The 14896-nt window shown below is 59.6% G+C and carries 14 protein-coding genes; 7 read left to right on the top strand and 7 right to left on the bottom strand.

Annotated elements, in window-relative coordinates:
- Positions 1-137 precede the first annotated feature (137 nt).
- Positions 138-986, top strand: coding sequence for a TIGR00266 family protein (locus OU694_RS15830; RefSeq protein ID WP_308911988.1), 849 nt, complete (start codon positions 138-140; stop codon positions 984-986).
- Between the two features lie 81 nt (positions 987-1067).
- Entirely contained in the window at positions 1068-1493 is a 426-nt protein-coding gene (locus OU694_RS15825) for a PaaI family thioesterase (protein ID WP_308911987.1), read from the top strand.
- An 88-nt stretch (positions 1494-1581) separates the two neighbouring features.
- Here OU694_RS15825 and OU694_RS15820 read toward each other — a convergent pair whose 3' ends face one another.
- The 6 genes from OU694_RS15820 to upp all read right to left on the bottom strand — a co-directional run bounded on the left by OU694_RS15820 (position 1582) and on the right by upp (position 6103).
- Positions 1582-2904 carry an FAD-dependent oxidoreductase gene (locus OU694_RS15820; RefSeq protein ID WP_308911986.1) on the bottom strand — a complete coding sequence of 441 codons (1323 nt, stop codon included), beginning with the start codon at positions 2902-2904 and terminating at the stop codon, positions 1582-1584.
- A gap of 72 nt (positions 2905-2976) precedes the next feature.
- Positions 2977-3375: a DUF6157 family protein gene (locus OU694_RS15815; RefSeq protein WP_308911985.1), complete on the bottom strand. Its 399-nt coding sequence runs from the start codon at positions 3373-3375 to the stop codon at positions 2977-2979.
- Positions 3376-3477: 102 nt separating this feature from the next.
- Positions 3478-3954: a hypothetical protein gene (locus OU694_RS15810; protein WP_308911984.1), complete on the bottom strand. Its 477-nt coding sequence runs from the start codon at positions 3952-3954 to the stop codon at positions 3478-3480.
- A 116-nt stretch (positions 3955-4070) separates the two neighbouring features.
- Entirely contained in the window at positions 4071-4895 is an 825-nt protein-coding gene (locus OU694_RS15805; RefSeq protein WP_308911983.1) for a purine-nucleoside phosphorylase, read from the bottom strand.
- Positions 4896-4897: 2 nt separating this feature from the next.
- Positions 4898-5461 carry a phosphoribosyltransferase gene (locus OU694_RS15800; protein ID WP_289503256.1) on the bottom strand — a complete coding sequence of 188 codons (564 nt, stop codon included), beginning with the start codon at positions 5459-5461 and terminating at the stop codon, positions 4898-4900.
- 3 nt (positions 5462-5464) lie between these two features.
- The gene (gene upp, locus OU694_RS15795) at positions 5465-6103 is read right to left on the bottom strand and encodes a uracil phosphoribosyltransferase (protein WP_289503254.1); all 639 of its coding nucleotides are present in this window, start codon (positions 6101-6103) and stop codon (positions 5465-5467) included.
- A 142-nt stretch (positions 6104-6245) separates the two neighbouring features.
- Between upp and OU694_RS15790 the strand changes: the two genes are divergently transcribed.
- From OU694_RS15790 to OU694_RS15770, 5 genes are all read left to right on the top strand, one after another.
- Positions 6246-6638, top strand: a complete 393-nt coding sequence (locus OU694_RS15790) for a cytidine deaminase (protein WP_308911982.1) — start codon at positions 6246-6248, stop codon at positions 6636-6638.
- Positions 6635-7972 carry a thymidine phosphorylase gene (gene deoA / locus OU694_RS15785; protein ID WP_308911981.1) on the top strand — a complete coding sequence of 446 codons (1338 nt, stop codon included), beginning with the start codon at positions 6635-6637 and terminating at the stop codon, positions 7970-7972. Before OU694_RS15790 ends, deoA begins: the two co-directional genes overlap by 4 nt.
- 5 nt (positions 7973-7977) lie before the next feature.
- The gene (locus OU694_RS15780; RefSeq protein ID WP_308911980.1) at positions 7978-9207 is read left to right on the top strand and encodes a phosphopentomutase; all 1230 of its coding nucleotides are present in this window, start codon (positions 7978-7980) and stop codon (positions 9205-9207) included.
- A 485-nt stretch (positions 9208-9692) separates the two neighbouring features.
- Positions 9693-12896 (top strand): TonB-dependent receptor, encoded by a 3204-nt coding sequence (locus OU694_RS15775; protein WP_308911979.1) that lies wholly within the window; start codon positions 9693-9695, stop codon positions 12894-12896.
- Between the two features lie 101 nt (positions 12897-12997).
- Complete coding sequence (locus OU694_RS15770) at positions 12998-13510, top strand: SRPBCC family protein (protein ID WP_308911978.1); 513 nt, start codon at positions 12998-13000, stop codon at positions 13508-13510.
- A gap of 8 nt (positions 13511-13518) precedes the next feature.
- On the opposite strand, the gene OU694_RS15765 is transcribed toward OU694_RS15770, so the two are convergent.
- Complete coding sequence (locus tag OU694_RS15765) at positions 13519-14832, bottom strand: spinster family MFS transporter (RefSeq protein WP_308911977.1); 1314 nt, start codon at positions 14830-14832, stop codon at positions 13519-13521.
- Between the last annotated feature and the right edge of the window lie 64 nt (positions 14833-14896).

The following is a 14896-nucleotide window of genomic DNA, read 5'->3' as shown; positions in this document are numbered from 1 at the left end:
GCTGGGGCACTATGATTTCATAGCGCCCACTTCTTCAGGTACCAACGTGCGCATCGGCGGGGCTTCCGTCAAGTGCAGCACACCAAAGTTTGTAACCTGAATGAGGCGGAAAAAGGAAACGACAGGAGGATTAAACCATGAGCCAGGTTCCAGACGTGCCGGTGCAGCGCCACAAACGCTCGGCCAGTCTTTCGGACGATATCGATTATGTGATCAAGGGCGCCGAGATGCAGTTCGTGGAAATCGAGCTTGATCCGGGCGAGTCGGCCGTGGCCGAAGCCGGCGCCATGATGTATAAAAGCGCCTCTGTCGGCATGCATGCCGTGCTTGGCGACGGCTCGGGGCAGGACGCGGGCTTCATGGGCAAGCTTCTCTCCGTCGGCAAGCGGCTCATCACCGGTGAAAGCCTTTTCTCCACCGTTTTCACGCACGAAGGGCAGGGCAAGGCGCATGTTGCCTTCGCCGCCCCCTATCCCGGCAATATCCTCGCGCTCCGGCTGGATGATTTTGGCGGACGCCTGATCTGCCAGAAGGACAGCTTCCTTGCGGCCGCACGCGGCGTGCAGATCGGCATCCACTTCCAGAAACGCGTCCTGACCGCGCTTTTCGGCGGCGAAGGCTTCATCATGCAGAAGCTGGACGGCGACGGCTGGGTGTTTGTCCATATGGGCGGCACGGTGATCGAGCGCGAGCTGAAACCCGGCGAGGAACTGCATGTGGACACCGGCTGCCTGGCCGCCATGACTTCGGATGTGGACATGGACCTTGTGGCCGCAGGTGGCATCAAATCCATGATCTTCGGCGGCGAGGGCGTCTTCTTCGTGCGTCTGCGCGGCCCCGGCAAGGTATGGCTGCAAAGCTTGCCCTTCAGCCGTCTGGCTGGCCGTATGTGGGCGGCGATGCCGAAGGGTGGCGGCGCCGACAAGGGCGAAGGTTCGGTGCTTGGCGGTGTCGGCCGGGTGCTTGGTGGCGACAACAGATTCTGAAAACAGCGCCCGGCCTTTCAGGGCCGGGCGATCCCATAAGCCCGCGCGGCGGTTGAGCAGCGCGTCACGCAAGGAGTATCTATGACGCCGAAAGACGGGGGAGCCCCCGAAGGCTATAGTGTGTGGAGCCACAATGACCGGTTCGAACATACGGTCGGCCCGATCTTCATTGCCCCGCGCAGCGACGGGTCAGGCTGGAAAGTGGCGTTCCGCGCCGACGAACGTCATATCAACGGCCACGGCAACCTGCATGGCGGCATGCTGATGACCTTTGCCGACACCGCCCTTTTCGCCATTTCGCGGGACCATCTGGACCATGGCGGTATCACGGTGAATTTCCACTGCGATTTCGTCGGCCCCGCCCGCCCCGGCGACTGGATGGAAGCCCAAGGCGAGGTGGTGAAAGCCACAAGGAACCTGATCTTCGTGCGCGGGCTGATGACCGCGACCGGTGAACCGGTGCTGAGCTTCGGCGGGACATTGAAGAAGCTGGGGCCGAGGAAGTAGCCATTTCGTCACCTCGGGCCTGACCCGGGGTCCATGCCTGCTGCCAGTGCCGCTGGATGCCGGGTCACGCCCGGCATGACGATGGGGGTTAACCCTTCGCCACCTTCACCATTTCGCCGACATCCGTGAATTTCTCGCGCGGGGCGCCGCCGGTGGCGTGGGCGACTTCGGCGGCTTCGATCTTTTTCCAGTCGCGGAAGGTAACAACCGTGAGGCCGCGTTCGCGGATCAGGTCTTCAAGCCCAACACGGCCGGGGCGCAGGGCGGGCTTCACGTCGGCGAGGATGCGGGCGGCGACTTCCACGCCGTCCGGCTTGTTGGTGCCGATGGTGCCGGTGGGGCCGCGCTTGGCCCAGCCGACGGCATAGAGCCGGTCCGATATCCTTCCGTCCACATTGCAGAAGCGGCCCTTGGCTTCATCATAGGGCACATCCTCAATGGGGCTCGACCGGTAGCCGATCGCCGGCACCACGAGGCCGACGGGCAGCACTTCGGTTTGCCCCGTGCCGACGGCCTTGCCGTCCACCACTTTGGTGCGTTCGAGCCTGAGCCCGCAAACGCGTTCGTCCCCCAGCAACGCCATCGGGCGCCAATAGAATTGCAGATGCAGCCGCACGCGCTTGCCCGCGTCCGGCCGGTTCGCCGCCATGCCGCGCAGGATCGGCATGTTCTTCTTGGCCGGGCCTTCAAGGGTGGCATCCACGGCCTCGTCTGGCAGGTCGGCGGGATTCACGAGCGCCACGGCTTCTTCAAGGGCATTCAGTTCCCCCAGCTCCTTCGGGGTGAAGCTGGCATCAAGCGGCCCCCGACGTCCGATCAGATAGATATCGCGGATTGGGCTTTTGTGGATGCAGTCGGCAGCGTGGCGGGCAAGGTCGGTTGCTTCCATCTCGTGCGGGGTCTTGGCAAGTATCCGGGCCACATCGACGGCCACATTGCCATTGCCGATCACGGCCACTGCGGCCACCTGCAGGTCGGGGCAGAGGTCGCGAAAGTCGGGATGGCTGTTATACCAGCCGACAAACGCGCCGGAGCCCACAACACCGGGCAGATTTTCGCCGTCGATCCCGAGCGTGCGATCCTTCGGGGCGCCAGTCGCCAGCACCACGGCATCGTAAAGCTGCATCAGTTCGGCGAGCGTCACATCGCGCCCGAGCCGCAAGTTGCCGATGAAATGCACATGATCGCGGCCCGCGGTGGCTTCATACCGCCGCGAGACATTCTTGATCGACTGGTGATCGGGGGCGACGCCCGCGCGGATCAGCCCGAAGGGGGTGGGCAGGGCATCAATGATATCGACAAGGACATGGTCGCTCTGGTCCGTCAGCGCCTCGGCGGTGTAATAACCGGCCGGGCCTGCCCCGATGATCGCGACCGACAGATTGCTCAGCCCGTTGCCTGTCTCGGCCATACGGTCCTCCCCACCTTGTCCCCTAGGGGGCCAAGAATGCCACGGATTGAGGATTTCGAAAAGGCAGTGACTTCAGGCGCGTTTGCTGCGCATGCCCGGAACGGTCTTGATGTCGGTGCGTGCCATGAAGTCCCTATAGGCATCGGTGCCCAACCCGACGAGAGCGACCTTGCCATCAGGATCATGATGAAGGCCCCAGCCGAACTGTTTCACGAGCGGCGAGGCCCTGAGGCAGGCTTGGGATTTTGCGAAGAAAGCAGCTTTGGCTGCGTCGCGGCCCTTGTCATCGATATTGTTTCGCAGGGCGTAGGTCTCAAATAACAGTTCATCGCTTGTATAGGTGTAAGGCCTGCTGGAGAGAAGGTCATACTGGATCGCAGCGATGGTGCCGGGTTTCCTGGGCACCTCTCCGGCGGTTGCCGGACAATCTGCCGAGCAGGTTATGAAGGTCTCGTAATAGTTGGTTGTCATGATCTACCTCGCGTCGCTTTTGTTATGACAACCAGACTATCGATGATCATGGCGAATGCAAAGGGGCCCGAAAACGGGCCCCAGTCCGGATTTTCAGAATGCCTATTTCTTGGCGCTTTTCATTTCATCAGGGGTCTGATGGTGATGGCCGATTTCGCTCGTCGATTTTGCAATCATGCCATAATAGTCGTCCAGCAGTTTCATGGCTGCTTCCTGCCCGCCGTTCAGGTCGGCGAGGGCCTTCATCCATTTCACGTCATTTTCGCTGGTTTCCCATTCAAGGTCGGCGTAACCGCCCTTGTGGTCCCAGAAATAGGCGGCGTCCCACGGGCCGCTGTCGAAATGCAGGACCCAGGGGCCAGGCGTTCCAGCCTTCTGGCCAGCCGGCACGAAATATTTGTCAATATGTTCCATCGCCTTGCGCCGCATCCCGCCTTTGTATTTCACAAGGACCATGGACATATAGACGGCGTTTTCCTGCTTCATCGGCTTCATCTCCTCCTGCGCGAAGGAAGGAAGCGAAATAGCAGAGACAAGTGCTGCGCCGGTGGCGAGCACGATCAGTTTCTTGAATGGCATGAAAGCCTCCCGATGTTCGTGAATAACTTTAAAAAAGCTGCACTACTGGGAACGGGTTGGGAGGCGGACTATATCACAACAGAAGGGGCATTTCGCCCCTTCTGTCACAGCGCCTGTCAGGCGCTGATTTCTTTTACGAAAGCGCGAATGAGGCGCTCGAGATTGACGGCGGCCTTGGCCGCGAATTCGAGCGTATCGACGTGATTGAGCACCTCGTCCACCATGCCGGCGCCATAGTTGGTGATCGAGGCAACGCCTACGACCTTCATGCCCGCATGGTTGGCGGTCAGCACCTCGGGGATCGTCGACATGCCCACGCAGCCTGCACCCCACGTGCGGAAGGCGCGGATTTCGGCGGGTGTTTCGAAGTTCGGGCCTTTTACGCCGATATAAACGCCCTTGTGGAGCTTGATATCGAGCTTTTCGGCGACCTTGGCGAGCTTCTTGCGGAGCTTCTTGTTCCAGGCGTCGCCCATGTCGGGGAAGCGCGGCCCGAGACGGTCATCATTCACGCCGACAAGCGGGTTCATGCCTGAGAAATTGATATGATCGGTGATCATCATCAGGCTGCCGGGGCCGGCATCCACGTCAAGGCTGCCCGATGCATTGGTGATGAACAGCGTTTCAACACCGAGGGCGGCGAGCACACGGGTCGGGAAGCCCAGCATCTGCTGGTCATGGCCTTCATAGCCATGCACGCGACCCTGCATGCAGATGAGCGGCACGCCCTCAAGCTTGCCGATATAAAGTTTGCCGGTATGGCCGATCACGGTGGTGACCGGGAAGCCCGGGAGGTCGCCATAGGGGAAGACAGCGGCGTCTTCGAGCGCATCGGCAAGGCCTGCGAGCCCGCTGCCGAGGATCACGGCGATCTTCGGCATCTCGCCCTTGTAGGCTTCCCTGATATGGGCGGCGGCCGTCTGGATCTGATCATACATCATGGTCATTTCGCCTCGATCTTCAGGTCGGGCAGGTCGATGCCCTTGAATTTCTTGATGTCTTCACGGGAAAGGTCGGAAAGTTCGTGCGGGAACACCAGCCAGTCGTCGGTTTCCTCGACATAATAGTCAGGCGTCAGCTGGGTCACGTTGCGCGCCGGTTTGTAGAAGACGGTGGCGATCTTGATCACCTCGGGCGTATTGCGGCGGCACTTGGCCTTCAGTCGGTCGACAATCGCCTCGATCGAACGGCCGCTGTCGAACACATCGTCAACGATCAGGAGGCTGTCCTCGGCATTGATATTGGAGATGATATATTCCAGACCGTGGACCTTTACCTCTTTCTGCTGCTGCATGCCGATGTAGCTGGAGGTGCGGATGGCGATATGGTCGGTATGGACGCCGTAATAGTCCATGATTTCCTGAACGGCGATCCCGGTCGGGGTGCCGCCCCGCCACACACCAACGATGAATTTCGGCAGCTCGCCGCTTTTCAGGATACGCAGGCCAAGCTCGAAGCTCTTGTCCAGCAGTTCCTGCGCGGTGACGAAACGCTTCTCAACGGTCATGGGTCAATGATCCTCTGTTCCAAACAGCCGGTCGCCTGCGTCGCCGAGGCCCGGCACAATATAGCCGATATCGTTCAGTTTCTCGTCGATGGCGGCGGTGGTGATCGCCACATCGGGGTGCGCTTCCTGCAGCGCTGCCACGCCTTCGGGAGCAGCCAGAAGGCAGATGAAACGAATGTTGCGGGCGCCCGCTTCCTTGAGGTCCGCGATCGCGCGGATGGCGGAATGCCCGGTTGCCAGCATCGGGTCAAGCACAATCACCAGATTGGTGGTCACATGCGGCGGTACCTTGAAGAGATACTGGCTGGGCTGCAGGGTCACTTCGTCGCGCTTCAGGCCGATGTGGCCCACGCTCGCGCCGGGTACGAGATCGAGAAGCGGGGCGAGCAGCCCTTCGCCGGCGCGCAGGATCGAAATGAAGGTGAGGCGCTTGCCCGAAATGACGGGTGCGTTGAAGGCGGTGACCGGCGTATCGATCATCACATGGCCAAGGGGCAGGTCTTTCAGGGCTTCATAGCCGAGAAAGAGGCCGATTTCGTGCAGAAGCTTGCGAAATTCGGCGCTTGATGCCTCGCGGCGGCGCATCATGGTCAGCTTGTGCTGGACAAGGGGATGGTCAACGACCTTGACGGAGGCTGTCATAGAAATTGGCCTTATGCTGGGACTCGAAGTCGTCTTTTTAGCCTGCACAAAGCCCCTCTGTCGAGCGTCAGCAATCAACGGCGAGACTTGCCCTTTTTCACGTCGTCTGTATATCTGCACGAAACGAAAGGGACGAGTTTCTATGGACAAGCGGTTGATCGATGCTGCGATGGCAGCACGAAACAAGGCCTATGCTCCTTATTCCAATCATCCGGTCGGGGCTGCGATCCTCACCGACGACGGACAGGTTTTCTCCGGCTGCAACGTTGAGAATGCCGCTTCGCCGCTCGGCAATTGTGCAGAGACGGGTGCCGTTTCGGCAATGGTCGCCGGCGGCCAACGCAAGATCGCGGCGGTCGCCATTGTCGGCCCTGATTCCCGCGCGTGCCAGCCGTGTGGCGGATGCCGTCAGGTCTTGGCCGAGTTCGGCGAAGCAGACATGCCCGTTTACCTTCTGGATGGCAAAACCGGTGCGGTTCTCGAAGAATACAAGCTCGTTGAACTGCTGCCGCACATTTTCCGGCGCAAGCAATGAGCCGTTTTTTGCCGCAGGAACTGATCCGTGCCAAGCGCGATGGCGCCCGGCTCGATAAAGCTGCCATCGAAGCCTTTGTCGCGGGCGTCACCGACGGCAGCGTGACCGATGCCCAGATTGCGGCCTTCGCGATGGCCGTTTTCTTCCGCGGAATGGAGCCCGAAGAGGGTGCGTCGCTGACGCTTGCCATGCGGTCCTCCGGCGATGTGATCGACTGGAAGAAGCATGGCTTCGATGCCGGTGCACCCATCGTGGACAAGCATTCAACCGGCGGCGTGGGCGATAAGGTCAGTTTGCTTTTGGCCCCCATCGTGGCAGCAGCGGGCGGCATCGTGCCGATGATCGCCGGTCGCGGCCTTGGCCACACCGGTGGCACCATCGACAAGCTTGAAGGTATTCCGGGCTATGACGTGACCCCGGCGAACGACCTGTTCGTAAAAACCGTGAAGGACATCGGCTGCTCGATCATCGGGCAGACGGCGAACCTGGCGCCTGCAGACAAGCGCATCTATGCGGTGCGCGATGTGACCGCGACGGTCGAATCGGTGCCGCTGATCACGGCCTCGATCCTGTCGAAAAAGCTGGCCGCTGGCCTTCATTCACTGGTGATGGATGTGAAGGTCGGCAACGGCGCCTTCATGACGTCCGTGGAAGACGCCCGCACGCTGGCCTCCAGCATCGTGCGCGTGGCGCGGGCGGCAGGCATGCCGACAACCGCACTTCTCACGGATATGAATGAATGCCTCGGCTTCACAGCCGGCAACAATGTTGAAGTGCGTGAAAGCGTGGCTGCCCTCACCGACCCGGCAAATGCCGATCTGAGGCTAATCGAGATTACGCTCTCGCTCGCTGCCGAGATGCTGGTTCTCACCAAGCTTGCCAAGAACAGGGTGCAAGGTGAGGAAATGGCAGAAGAAGCGCTACATTCTGGCAAAGCGGCAGAGCGGTTTGGGCAAATGGTTGCCGCTCATGGTGGGCCAGCGGATATTCTAGAGGCACCCGACCTGGTCCTGCCGGTCGGCCCTGTCGTCCGCGACGTGCCCGCACCTGTGGCAGGGCGGGTAAGCAAGATCGATACGCGCGGGCTCGGCCTTGCCGTGATTGCGCTCGGTGGTGGCCGCACTGATCCGAAGGTGGCCATTGATCACAAGGTTGGCTTCTCCCATATGATCGGCACTAGTGTTAAACTGGAAGCCGGCGATCCGCTGGCGCGGGTTTATGCTGCTGACGCTGACGCGGCTGATGCTGCGATCAGGGCGGTTCAGAAAGCCTACACAATTACCGACGAAGCGTACTCAATCCGGCCGCTCGTTCTGGAAACCATCACGGAGTAAGTGCCATGGCGCGCGCCTTCATCCTCGTGCTCGACAGTTTCGGCATCGGTGCCGCCCCTGACGCCGCGAAGTTCGGTGATGTGGGTGCCGATACGCTGGGCCATATCGCTGACTGGTGTGCTGCCGGGAATACGGGCAAGGAACGCCCGGAGGCTGGCCCCCTGCATCTGCCGAACCTGACGCGATTGGGCCTTGGTGCCGCCGCCGCGCTTGCCACCGGCAAGATCCCGACCGGGCTTGAAACAGATGGTTCCGGCCACACAGGGCTTTATGCCGCAATGGCAGAACAGTCCTTCGGCAAGGATACGCCGTCCGGCCATTGGGAAATGGCGGGTGTGCCCGTGCGTTTCGACTGGGGCTATTTCGGCCACGAATATCCGAGCTTCCCGAAAGAACTGACCGATGCGCTGATCGAGCGTTGCGGACTGCCGGGTGTTCTCGGCAATAAGCATGCTTCCGGCACTGTGATTATCGAAGAACTGGGCGACGAGCATGTGAAGACAGGCAAGCCCATCGTCTATACCTCCGCCGATAGCGTTTTCCAGATCGCCGCCCACGAGGAAGCCTTCGGGCTCGACCGGCTATATGAAGTGTGCGACGTGGCTCGCGAGCTTGTAGACCCCTACAATATCGGCCGGGTGATCGCGCGGCCGTTTGTGGGCACGAGCGGCAATTACGAGCGCACCGGCAATCGCCGCGACCTCGCGGTGCCGCCGCCTGCGCCCACACTTCTGGACAAGCTGACGGCTGAAGGCCGTGAGGTGATCTCGGTCGGCAAGATTGCCGACATCTTTGCGCATCAGGGCATCAGCAAGAAGATCAAGGCGACCGGCAACCCGGCGCTTTTTGAGGCAACGCTGAAACAGATTGCCGAGGCGCCGGAAGGTTCGCTCACCTTCGTCAATTTCGTCGATTTCGACCAGAATTTCGGTCACCGCCGCAACGTGGCGGGCTACGCCGCAGCGCTTGAATATTTCGACAAGCGCCTGCCGGAGCTGACCGCCAACATGCGCCCCGGCGATATAGTGGTGATGAGTGCCGATCACGGCTGCGACCCCACCTGGCCGGGCAGCGACCACACCCGCGAACATGTGCCCTTCATTGCCTTCGGGGCTGGCGTCAAGCCGGGCTCGGGCGGGGTGCGCGACAGTTTCGCCGACCTCGGCCAAACGGTTGCGGCGCATCTCGGAATCAAGCCCCTTGATGAAGGCCTGGTGATCCTGCCGCTGCACTGAGGCGGCCTTCCCGGAAGCTATTCCTGCCACCGGATGCCAGTGTTGCGTCCGGTGAGATGATTCCTGCCCGCAACACCCACTTCTGTAGCACCTGAGTCGCGGCAGACAATCATGGTTAAGATTTTTAACCTCTGGCAAGCCCCGGCACATGCGGCATTTCTGTCACACTTGGAAAAGAAGAACACAAGCTTCGTTAAACTGTCATGTCGGGCGGTAACAGTGGGACTGCCTTCGATGTCGATTGAAGAACCGGCGTTTTGCGCCTTTTTTTCAGGGATACAGCGGATGTGCTGCCCGAATTCAGCGGCCCGTAACCGGCGGTTTGCGGTGTTGACAAAAAATAATCACCGGTTTGTAACAAAAATGTAACGGAAAGTTTGATATTCGGAAGTCTTGGCTTTTTTTCGGCGCCTGCCCGCAAGGGCGCCGGGAGAGAGGCATGCAACAATAATTATAATCTCCCGTAAAACCATGGAGCTTAGGAAATGAAACGCTCAATGAATTATCTGCTGCTCGGCGCAGCAGTGTCGGCCCTGATGATGGCATCGCCCGCCACCGCACAGGAAACCTCCGCTGATGCACGCGGTGTGGTAACCGCCCCCGACGGTTCGCCGCTCGCCGGCCAGACTGTAACCATTCGCGATACCCGCACCGGCACCACCCGCACGGTAACCACGTCCTCCAGCGGCAGCTGGTCGGCCCGTGGCCTGCGCGTTGGCGGCCCCTACATCATCGAAGTCAAATCGGATGCCTACGCCAACGAGCGTATTGAAGGCATCACGCTGAACCTCGGCAAGACCTACGAAGCCAACTTCCAGCTCGATGAGATTGTTGGTGGTGTGGAAGAGATCATCGTCAGCGCTTCGGCACTGAACACCGCGAGCGTGGCCATGGGCCCGAGCGCAACCTTCAACCTTTCGGACCTCGAGACCGCACCGTCGATCAACCGCGACATCAAGGACGTGGTTCGTATGGACCCGCGCGTTTACATCGACGAGTCGAACAACGATGCGATCCAGTGCGTTGGTGCCAACCCGCGCTTCAACAGCCTGACCGTTGACGGCGTAGGCCTCAACGACCAGTTCGGCCTCAATTCGAACGGCTATCCGACCGAATATGTGCCCTTCTCGTTCGACTCGATCCAGCAAGTTGCTGTCGAGATGGCACCGTTCGACGTTGAGTACGGCGCCTTCACCGGCTGTAACATCAACGCTGTGACCAAGTCGGGTACCAACGAACTGCATGGCGGTGCTTTCTTCGATTACTCCAGCGACAGCCTGCGCGGCACCAAGGTATCGGATCTGCCTGAGCTTGATAACGGTGACTATACAATCAAGCGCTATGGTGCACACCTCGGTGGCCCGATCATCAAGGACAAGCTCTTCTTCTTTGCTTCCTACGAAAAGCTAGAAGGTGCTGATCTTTACAGCCGTCGTCCCGGCACCGAAGATCAGATTTCGCAAGAAACCTACGACCGGATTGCGCAAATTGCGCAAGACAAATACGGCTACACGCCTGGGGAGTTCGTTGCATCGCTGCCGACCGAAGACGAGAAAATCCTCGCCAAGATCGACTGGAACATAAACGACAACCACCGCCTTGCCCTCGTTTATAACTATGACAACGGCTTCCATATGGCGGAATCGGATAGCGATGCCGATGAATTCGAATATTCGGATCACTATTACGAGCGCGGTGCGAAGCTTGAGGCCTATTCGGGTCATCTGTTCTCGGACTGGACCGACAGACTTTCCACCGAAATCCGCGTCTCTTACAACGAACTCGACAACCGCCAGATTTCGCGCGGCAATAACGAGTTCGGCGAAGTTCAGATCCGGACTCCGGAAGGCGTGCTTGTCTATCTCGGTACCGACGATAGCCGTCAGTCGAACGACCTTTACTACAAGATATGGAACTACAAGGCTGCGGCCAACTATGCCTTGAACGACCATGAACTGACCTTCGGTGTCGAGCGTGCTGACCTTGAAGTCTTCAATATGTTCGTCCAGCACACGGTTGGCGAATATCGCTTCACCAGCATCGAAAATTTTGAAGCCGGTATCGCTGACCGCGTCTATTACGGCAACGCTGCCTCGCAAAATCCGCTCGATGCTGCAGGCACGGTCGAGTACTCGATCAACACGGCATATCTGCAGGACGAGTTCTCGATCCCTGATGCAGACCTGACCATCACCGCCGGTGTTCGTTACGACTGGTATGAAAACAGTGGTCTTCCGGCTGAAAACGCCAACTTCATCGCTCGTAACGGTTTCTCAAACGCCACCAACTTCGATGGCCGTGGCGTCTTCATGCCGCGTCTGGGCTTCAACTGGGATGCGACCGATGCCCTCCGCGTCCATGGCGGCGTCGGTATCTTCTCGGGTGGTAACCCGAACGTCTGGCTAGTTAACAACTACCAGAACGACGGCTTTAGCCAGATCCAGCTCAGTGCACGTAACGTCCGCCTCTTCGAAGTTCCGACTGCCAACGGTGGTACGCCGATTAAGGATATTCCCAAGTCGCTTTATGACGACGTAAGTTCTGGTACGGCAAACACTGGTGTGAATGCCTTCGACCCGGACTTCAAAATTCCGACCCAGTTGAAGGTCGCCCTTGGCGCAACCTGGGACTTTGATGCGGGCATGTTTGGTGATGGCTACCGCCTATCGGCCGACCTTCTCTATTCGAAGATGCGCAATGCAGCGAAGATTATCGATGGCACGCTTGTCGCGTTTGGCACCGCACCTGATGGTCGTCCGCTTTACGCTGCGACCGACAAATCGATTCCGGGTTGTGCTGAAAACCCGCTGACTCCCGGATGCGCCCGTTTTGGCAGTTCTGACCTGATCCTTACCAACACCGATGGCGGTGAACAGAAGGTCTTCTCTATCGCGCTGTCGAAAGATGTCGAGGATATGGGTATCAGCTGGTATGTCGGCTATGCTTACACTGATGCTACTGACGTCAACCCCATGACTTCCTCGGTTGCCTTCTCAAACTTCGTGGGTGTGGCGGTATCCGATGCCAACAACCCGGCAGAGGCAACCACCAACTGGGCGATCAAGCATCGTCTCGTCGGTCGCTTCAACTGGGAACATGAGTTCTGGGACGACAACAAGACGACCCTCAGCCTGTTTGGCAGCCTGCAGTCGGGCCGTCCCTACAGCTTCACCTACAACGGTATGGGTGGTTACTTCGACACCACCTACAGCGCGTTTGGTGATACGGTCGACGACCGTCACCTGATCTATGTGCCGACCGGCAAGGATGACCCGCTTGTCAACTTCGTTGGCGATCTGGCCTCCGACGCCCAGCAGGACGCATTCTTCAGCTACCTCGAATCGCAGGGCCTGATGAAATATGCGGGCGAAATCGCCCCGCGTAACGCGTTCGAATCTGATTGGTGGGGCAAGGTTGACCTGCGTCTGGCCCAGGAAATTCCGATGCCGTTCGAAGGTCACAAGATCACGGCCTATATGGTGATCGAGAACCTGACCAACCTGCTCGACAAGGATTGGGGCGTTCAGAAACATGCTGGCTACACCGGCCACATCAACGTCCTGGACGCATCGATCGACCGTGCAACAAACACCTATAACTACAGCGGTTTCACTGACCGTGAGCCGCAGGCAATCCAGACTGCCCCTTCTCAGTGGGAAATCCGCTTCGGTGTGAACTACAAGTTCTAAGCCATCCGGCTGACTGAAAGCTGGCCCGGAATGCTTCGGCGTTCCGGGCCTTTTCTTTTTGCGCTAATCTCACCGGATATCGGGCACGAGGGGAGGAACGCATGAAACGGCTTCCGGTGTTTCTGGCACTGATAATGGCGGGGCTTGCGGGTGTGCAGGCCGAAGGACTTGAAGATCGTCGCATTGTCGCCAAGGCAGTAGTGGCTGCGCCGGTTGATACGGTTTGGCAGGACTGGACGACGACCGAAGGGCTGAAAAGCTTCTTCGCGGAAGGATCGACTATCGACCTGAAACCGCACGGCGCCTACGAGCTTTACATGGCGCTCTCCGCCCCCGAAGGCAGCCGGGGCAGCGAAGGGGCGCGGCTATTGGCGGTAGAGCCGCAGCGGATGCTGTCGTTCGAATGGACCAACCCGCCCCATATGCCATTGGTGCGCGCCGACTATACCCATGTGACGCTATATTTTGAGCCAGAAGGCGAGGGCGGCACCAGCCTCACCCTCATCCACGATGGCTTCGGCCTTTCGCCTGCGTGGGACGAGGCGCTCGCCTATTTCGAAAAGGCATGGCCGATGGTGCTTTCCTGGCAGGCGGCGAAATACGGGAAGGACTGACCTCTCCCTCAGTCTTCCGCGTGCTGGGCCAGGTCCTGTGGCAGCTTGCGGCCCCCTTCGAAAAAGAGCCATGCCTTGATGAAGGCAAGCGACACGGCGATGGTCAGCGCCGCGCGCAGGCTTTCCTCGCCGGTGATTTCCCGAAGCGTATCGCTGATCATGCCGACAACGACCGGCCCCATGCCGAGCCCAATCAGGTTGAGGATGAAGAACAGGATCGCCGACATCAGCGCGCGCATGTGCGGCGATACCAGCCGGTGCGAAACCGAGATGGCGGGCCCCAGATACATGGTCGAAAGTATCGCGGCGATACCGGTGCCCGCGACCATCAGCACTGGGCTGTCCGTCTGATAACCGAACATGGCGAAGGGGATGGCAAGAACGCCTGAAAGGCCGGGAATCCAGAGATACCAGCGGGGGTCGCGCGCACCATATTTGTCGGCCAGTACACCGCCGAGATAGGTGCCGATCATGCCGGTGAGCCCGCCTGAAAGCGAGAGGATCATGCCGACTTCGGACGGGCTGAAGCCATGGTAGCGCACCATCAGCGAGGGCAGAAAGTTGCCGGTGCCGTAAGAAACGAAGGCGGACATGGCACAGCCGAAGGCGAAATAAGGGAAGGATTTGAGCCGCGCGATAACCGCGAGCGTTTCCTTCAGGCTCGCCTGCTGATGGCTGCCGGCGCCGCGAAGGGGTTCCTTGACGCTGAAGCGTAAGAGAAGGGCAATCGCGATGCCGGGCAGACCAAGGATCAGGAAGGTTGCCCGCCAGCCATATGTTTCGCTGAGAAATCCGCCGAGGAGATAGCCGAGAAGTACCCCGAAATAGAGCCCCGCCGAATAGAAGGCGAGGGCTGAAGCCCGCCGCTTGGGTTCGTAAAGGCTCGAGATCATCGAATGCGCCGGTGGGCTGCAGCCGGCCTCGCCAACGCCAACACCGATCCGGGCCAGCAGCAGTTGCAGATAATTCTGGGCAAGGCCCGAAAGGGCCGTCATGCCGCTCCACACGGCAAGGGCCGTCGCGATGATGTTGCGGCGGTTGGCACGGTCGGCGAGCCGCGCGATGGGGATGCCGGCGGTGACATAGAAAAGTGCGAAGGAAAAGCCGGTCAAGAGGCCAAGTTCGGTGTCGCTGAGGCTGAGGTCGGCTTTGATGGCTTCCTGCATCACCACCAGAATCTGCCGGTCGATGAAATTCACCGCGTAGATGAAGGTCAGGAGCAGAAGGATATAGGTGCGCATGCCGGATGAAACACCTGCGAAGGTGCGCACCCCGTTATCCTCGCCCGTTTCCCCGGCCGGTGGTGTGGTCGTCGGCTTCATGGCTCCCCCCCAATCTGTCCGAATTGAGGGGAAGCATTTAGGAAAGTCAGGACCGGGTCAAGCA

The organism is Pseudokordiimonas caeni (genome assembly GCF_026719705.1).
GTDB classification, from domain to species: Bacteria; Pseudomonadota; Alphaproteobacteria; order Sphingomonadales; family Kordiimonadaceae; genus Gimibacter; species Gimibacter caeni.
The sequence above is the reverse complement of the archived record's forward strand: the minus strand, read 5'-3'. Positions and strand labels throughout refer to the sequence as shown.

Excerpts from the sequence above, each read along its gene's own strand:
- OU694_RS15830 (WP_308911988.1), top strand. The coding sequence starts at position 138 with ATGAGCCAGGTTCCAGACGTGCCGGTGCAGCGCCACAAACGCTCGGCC.
- OU694_RS15825 (WP_308911987.1), top strand. The coding sequence starts at position 1,068 with ATGACGCCGAAAGACGGGGGAGCCCCCGAAGGCTATAGTGTGTGGAGC.
- OU694_RS15820 (WP_308911986.1), bottom strand. The coding sequence starts at position 2,904 with ATGGCCGAGACAGGCAACGGGCTGAGCAATCTGTCGGTCGCGATCATC.
- OU694_RS15815 (WP_308911985.1), bottom strand. The coding sequence starts at position 3,375 with ATGACAACCAACTATTACGAGACCTTCATAACCTGCTCGGCAGATTGT.
- OU694_RS15810 (WP_308911984.1), bottom strand. The coding sequence starts at position 3,954 with ATGCCATTCAAGAAACTGATCGTGCTCGCCACCGGCGCAGCACTTGTC.
- OU694_RS15805 (WP_308911983.1), bottom strand. The coding sequence starts at position 4,895 with ATGATGTATGATCAGATCCAGACGGCCGCCGCCCATATCAGGGAAGCC.
- OU694_RS15800 (WP_289503256.1), bottom strand. The coding sequence starts at position 5,461 with ATGACCGTTGAGAAGCGTTTCGTCACCGCGCAGGAACTGCTGGACAAG.
- upp (WP_289503254.1), bottom strand. The coding sequence starts at position 6,103 with ATGACAGCCTCCGTCAAGGTCGTTGACCATCCCCTTGTCCAGCACAAG.
- OU694_RS15790 (WP_308911982.1), top strand. The coding sequence starts at position 6,246 with ATGGACAAGCGGTTGATCGATGCTGCGATGGCAGCACGAAACAAGGCC.
- deoA (WP_308911981.1), top strand. The coding sequence starts at position 6,635 with ATGAGCCGTTTTTTGCCGCAGGAACTGATCCGTGCCAAGCGCGATGGC.
- OU694_RS15780 (WP_308911980.1), top strand. The coding sequence starts at position 7,978 with ATGGCGCGCGCCTTCATCCTCGTGCTCGACAGTTTCGGCATCGGTGCC.
- OU694_RS15775 (WP_308911979.1), top strand. The coding sequence starts at position 9,693 with ATGAAACGCTCAATGAATTATCTGCTGCTCGGCGCAGCAGTGTCGGCC.
- OU694_RS15770 (WP_308911978.1), top strand. The coding sequence starts at position 12,998 with ATGAAACGGCTTCCGGTGTTTCTGGCACTGATAATGGCGGGGCTTGCG.
- OU694_RS15765 (WP_308911977.1), bottom strand. The coding sequence starts at position 14,832 with ATGAAGCCGACGACCACACCACCGGCCGGGGAAACGGGCGAGGATAAC.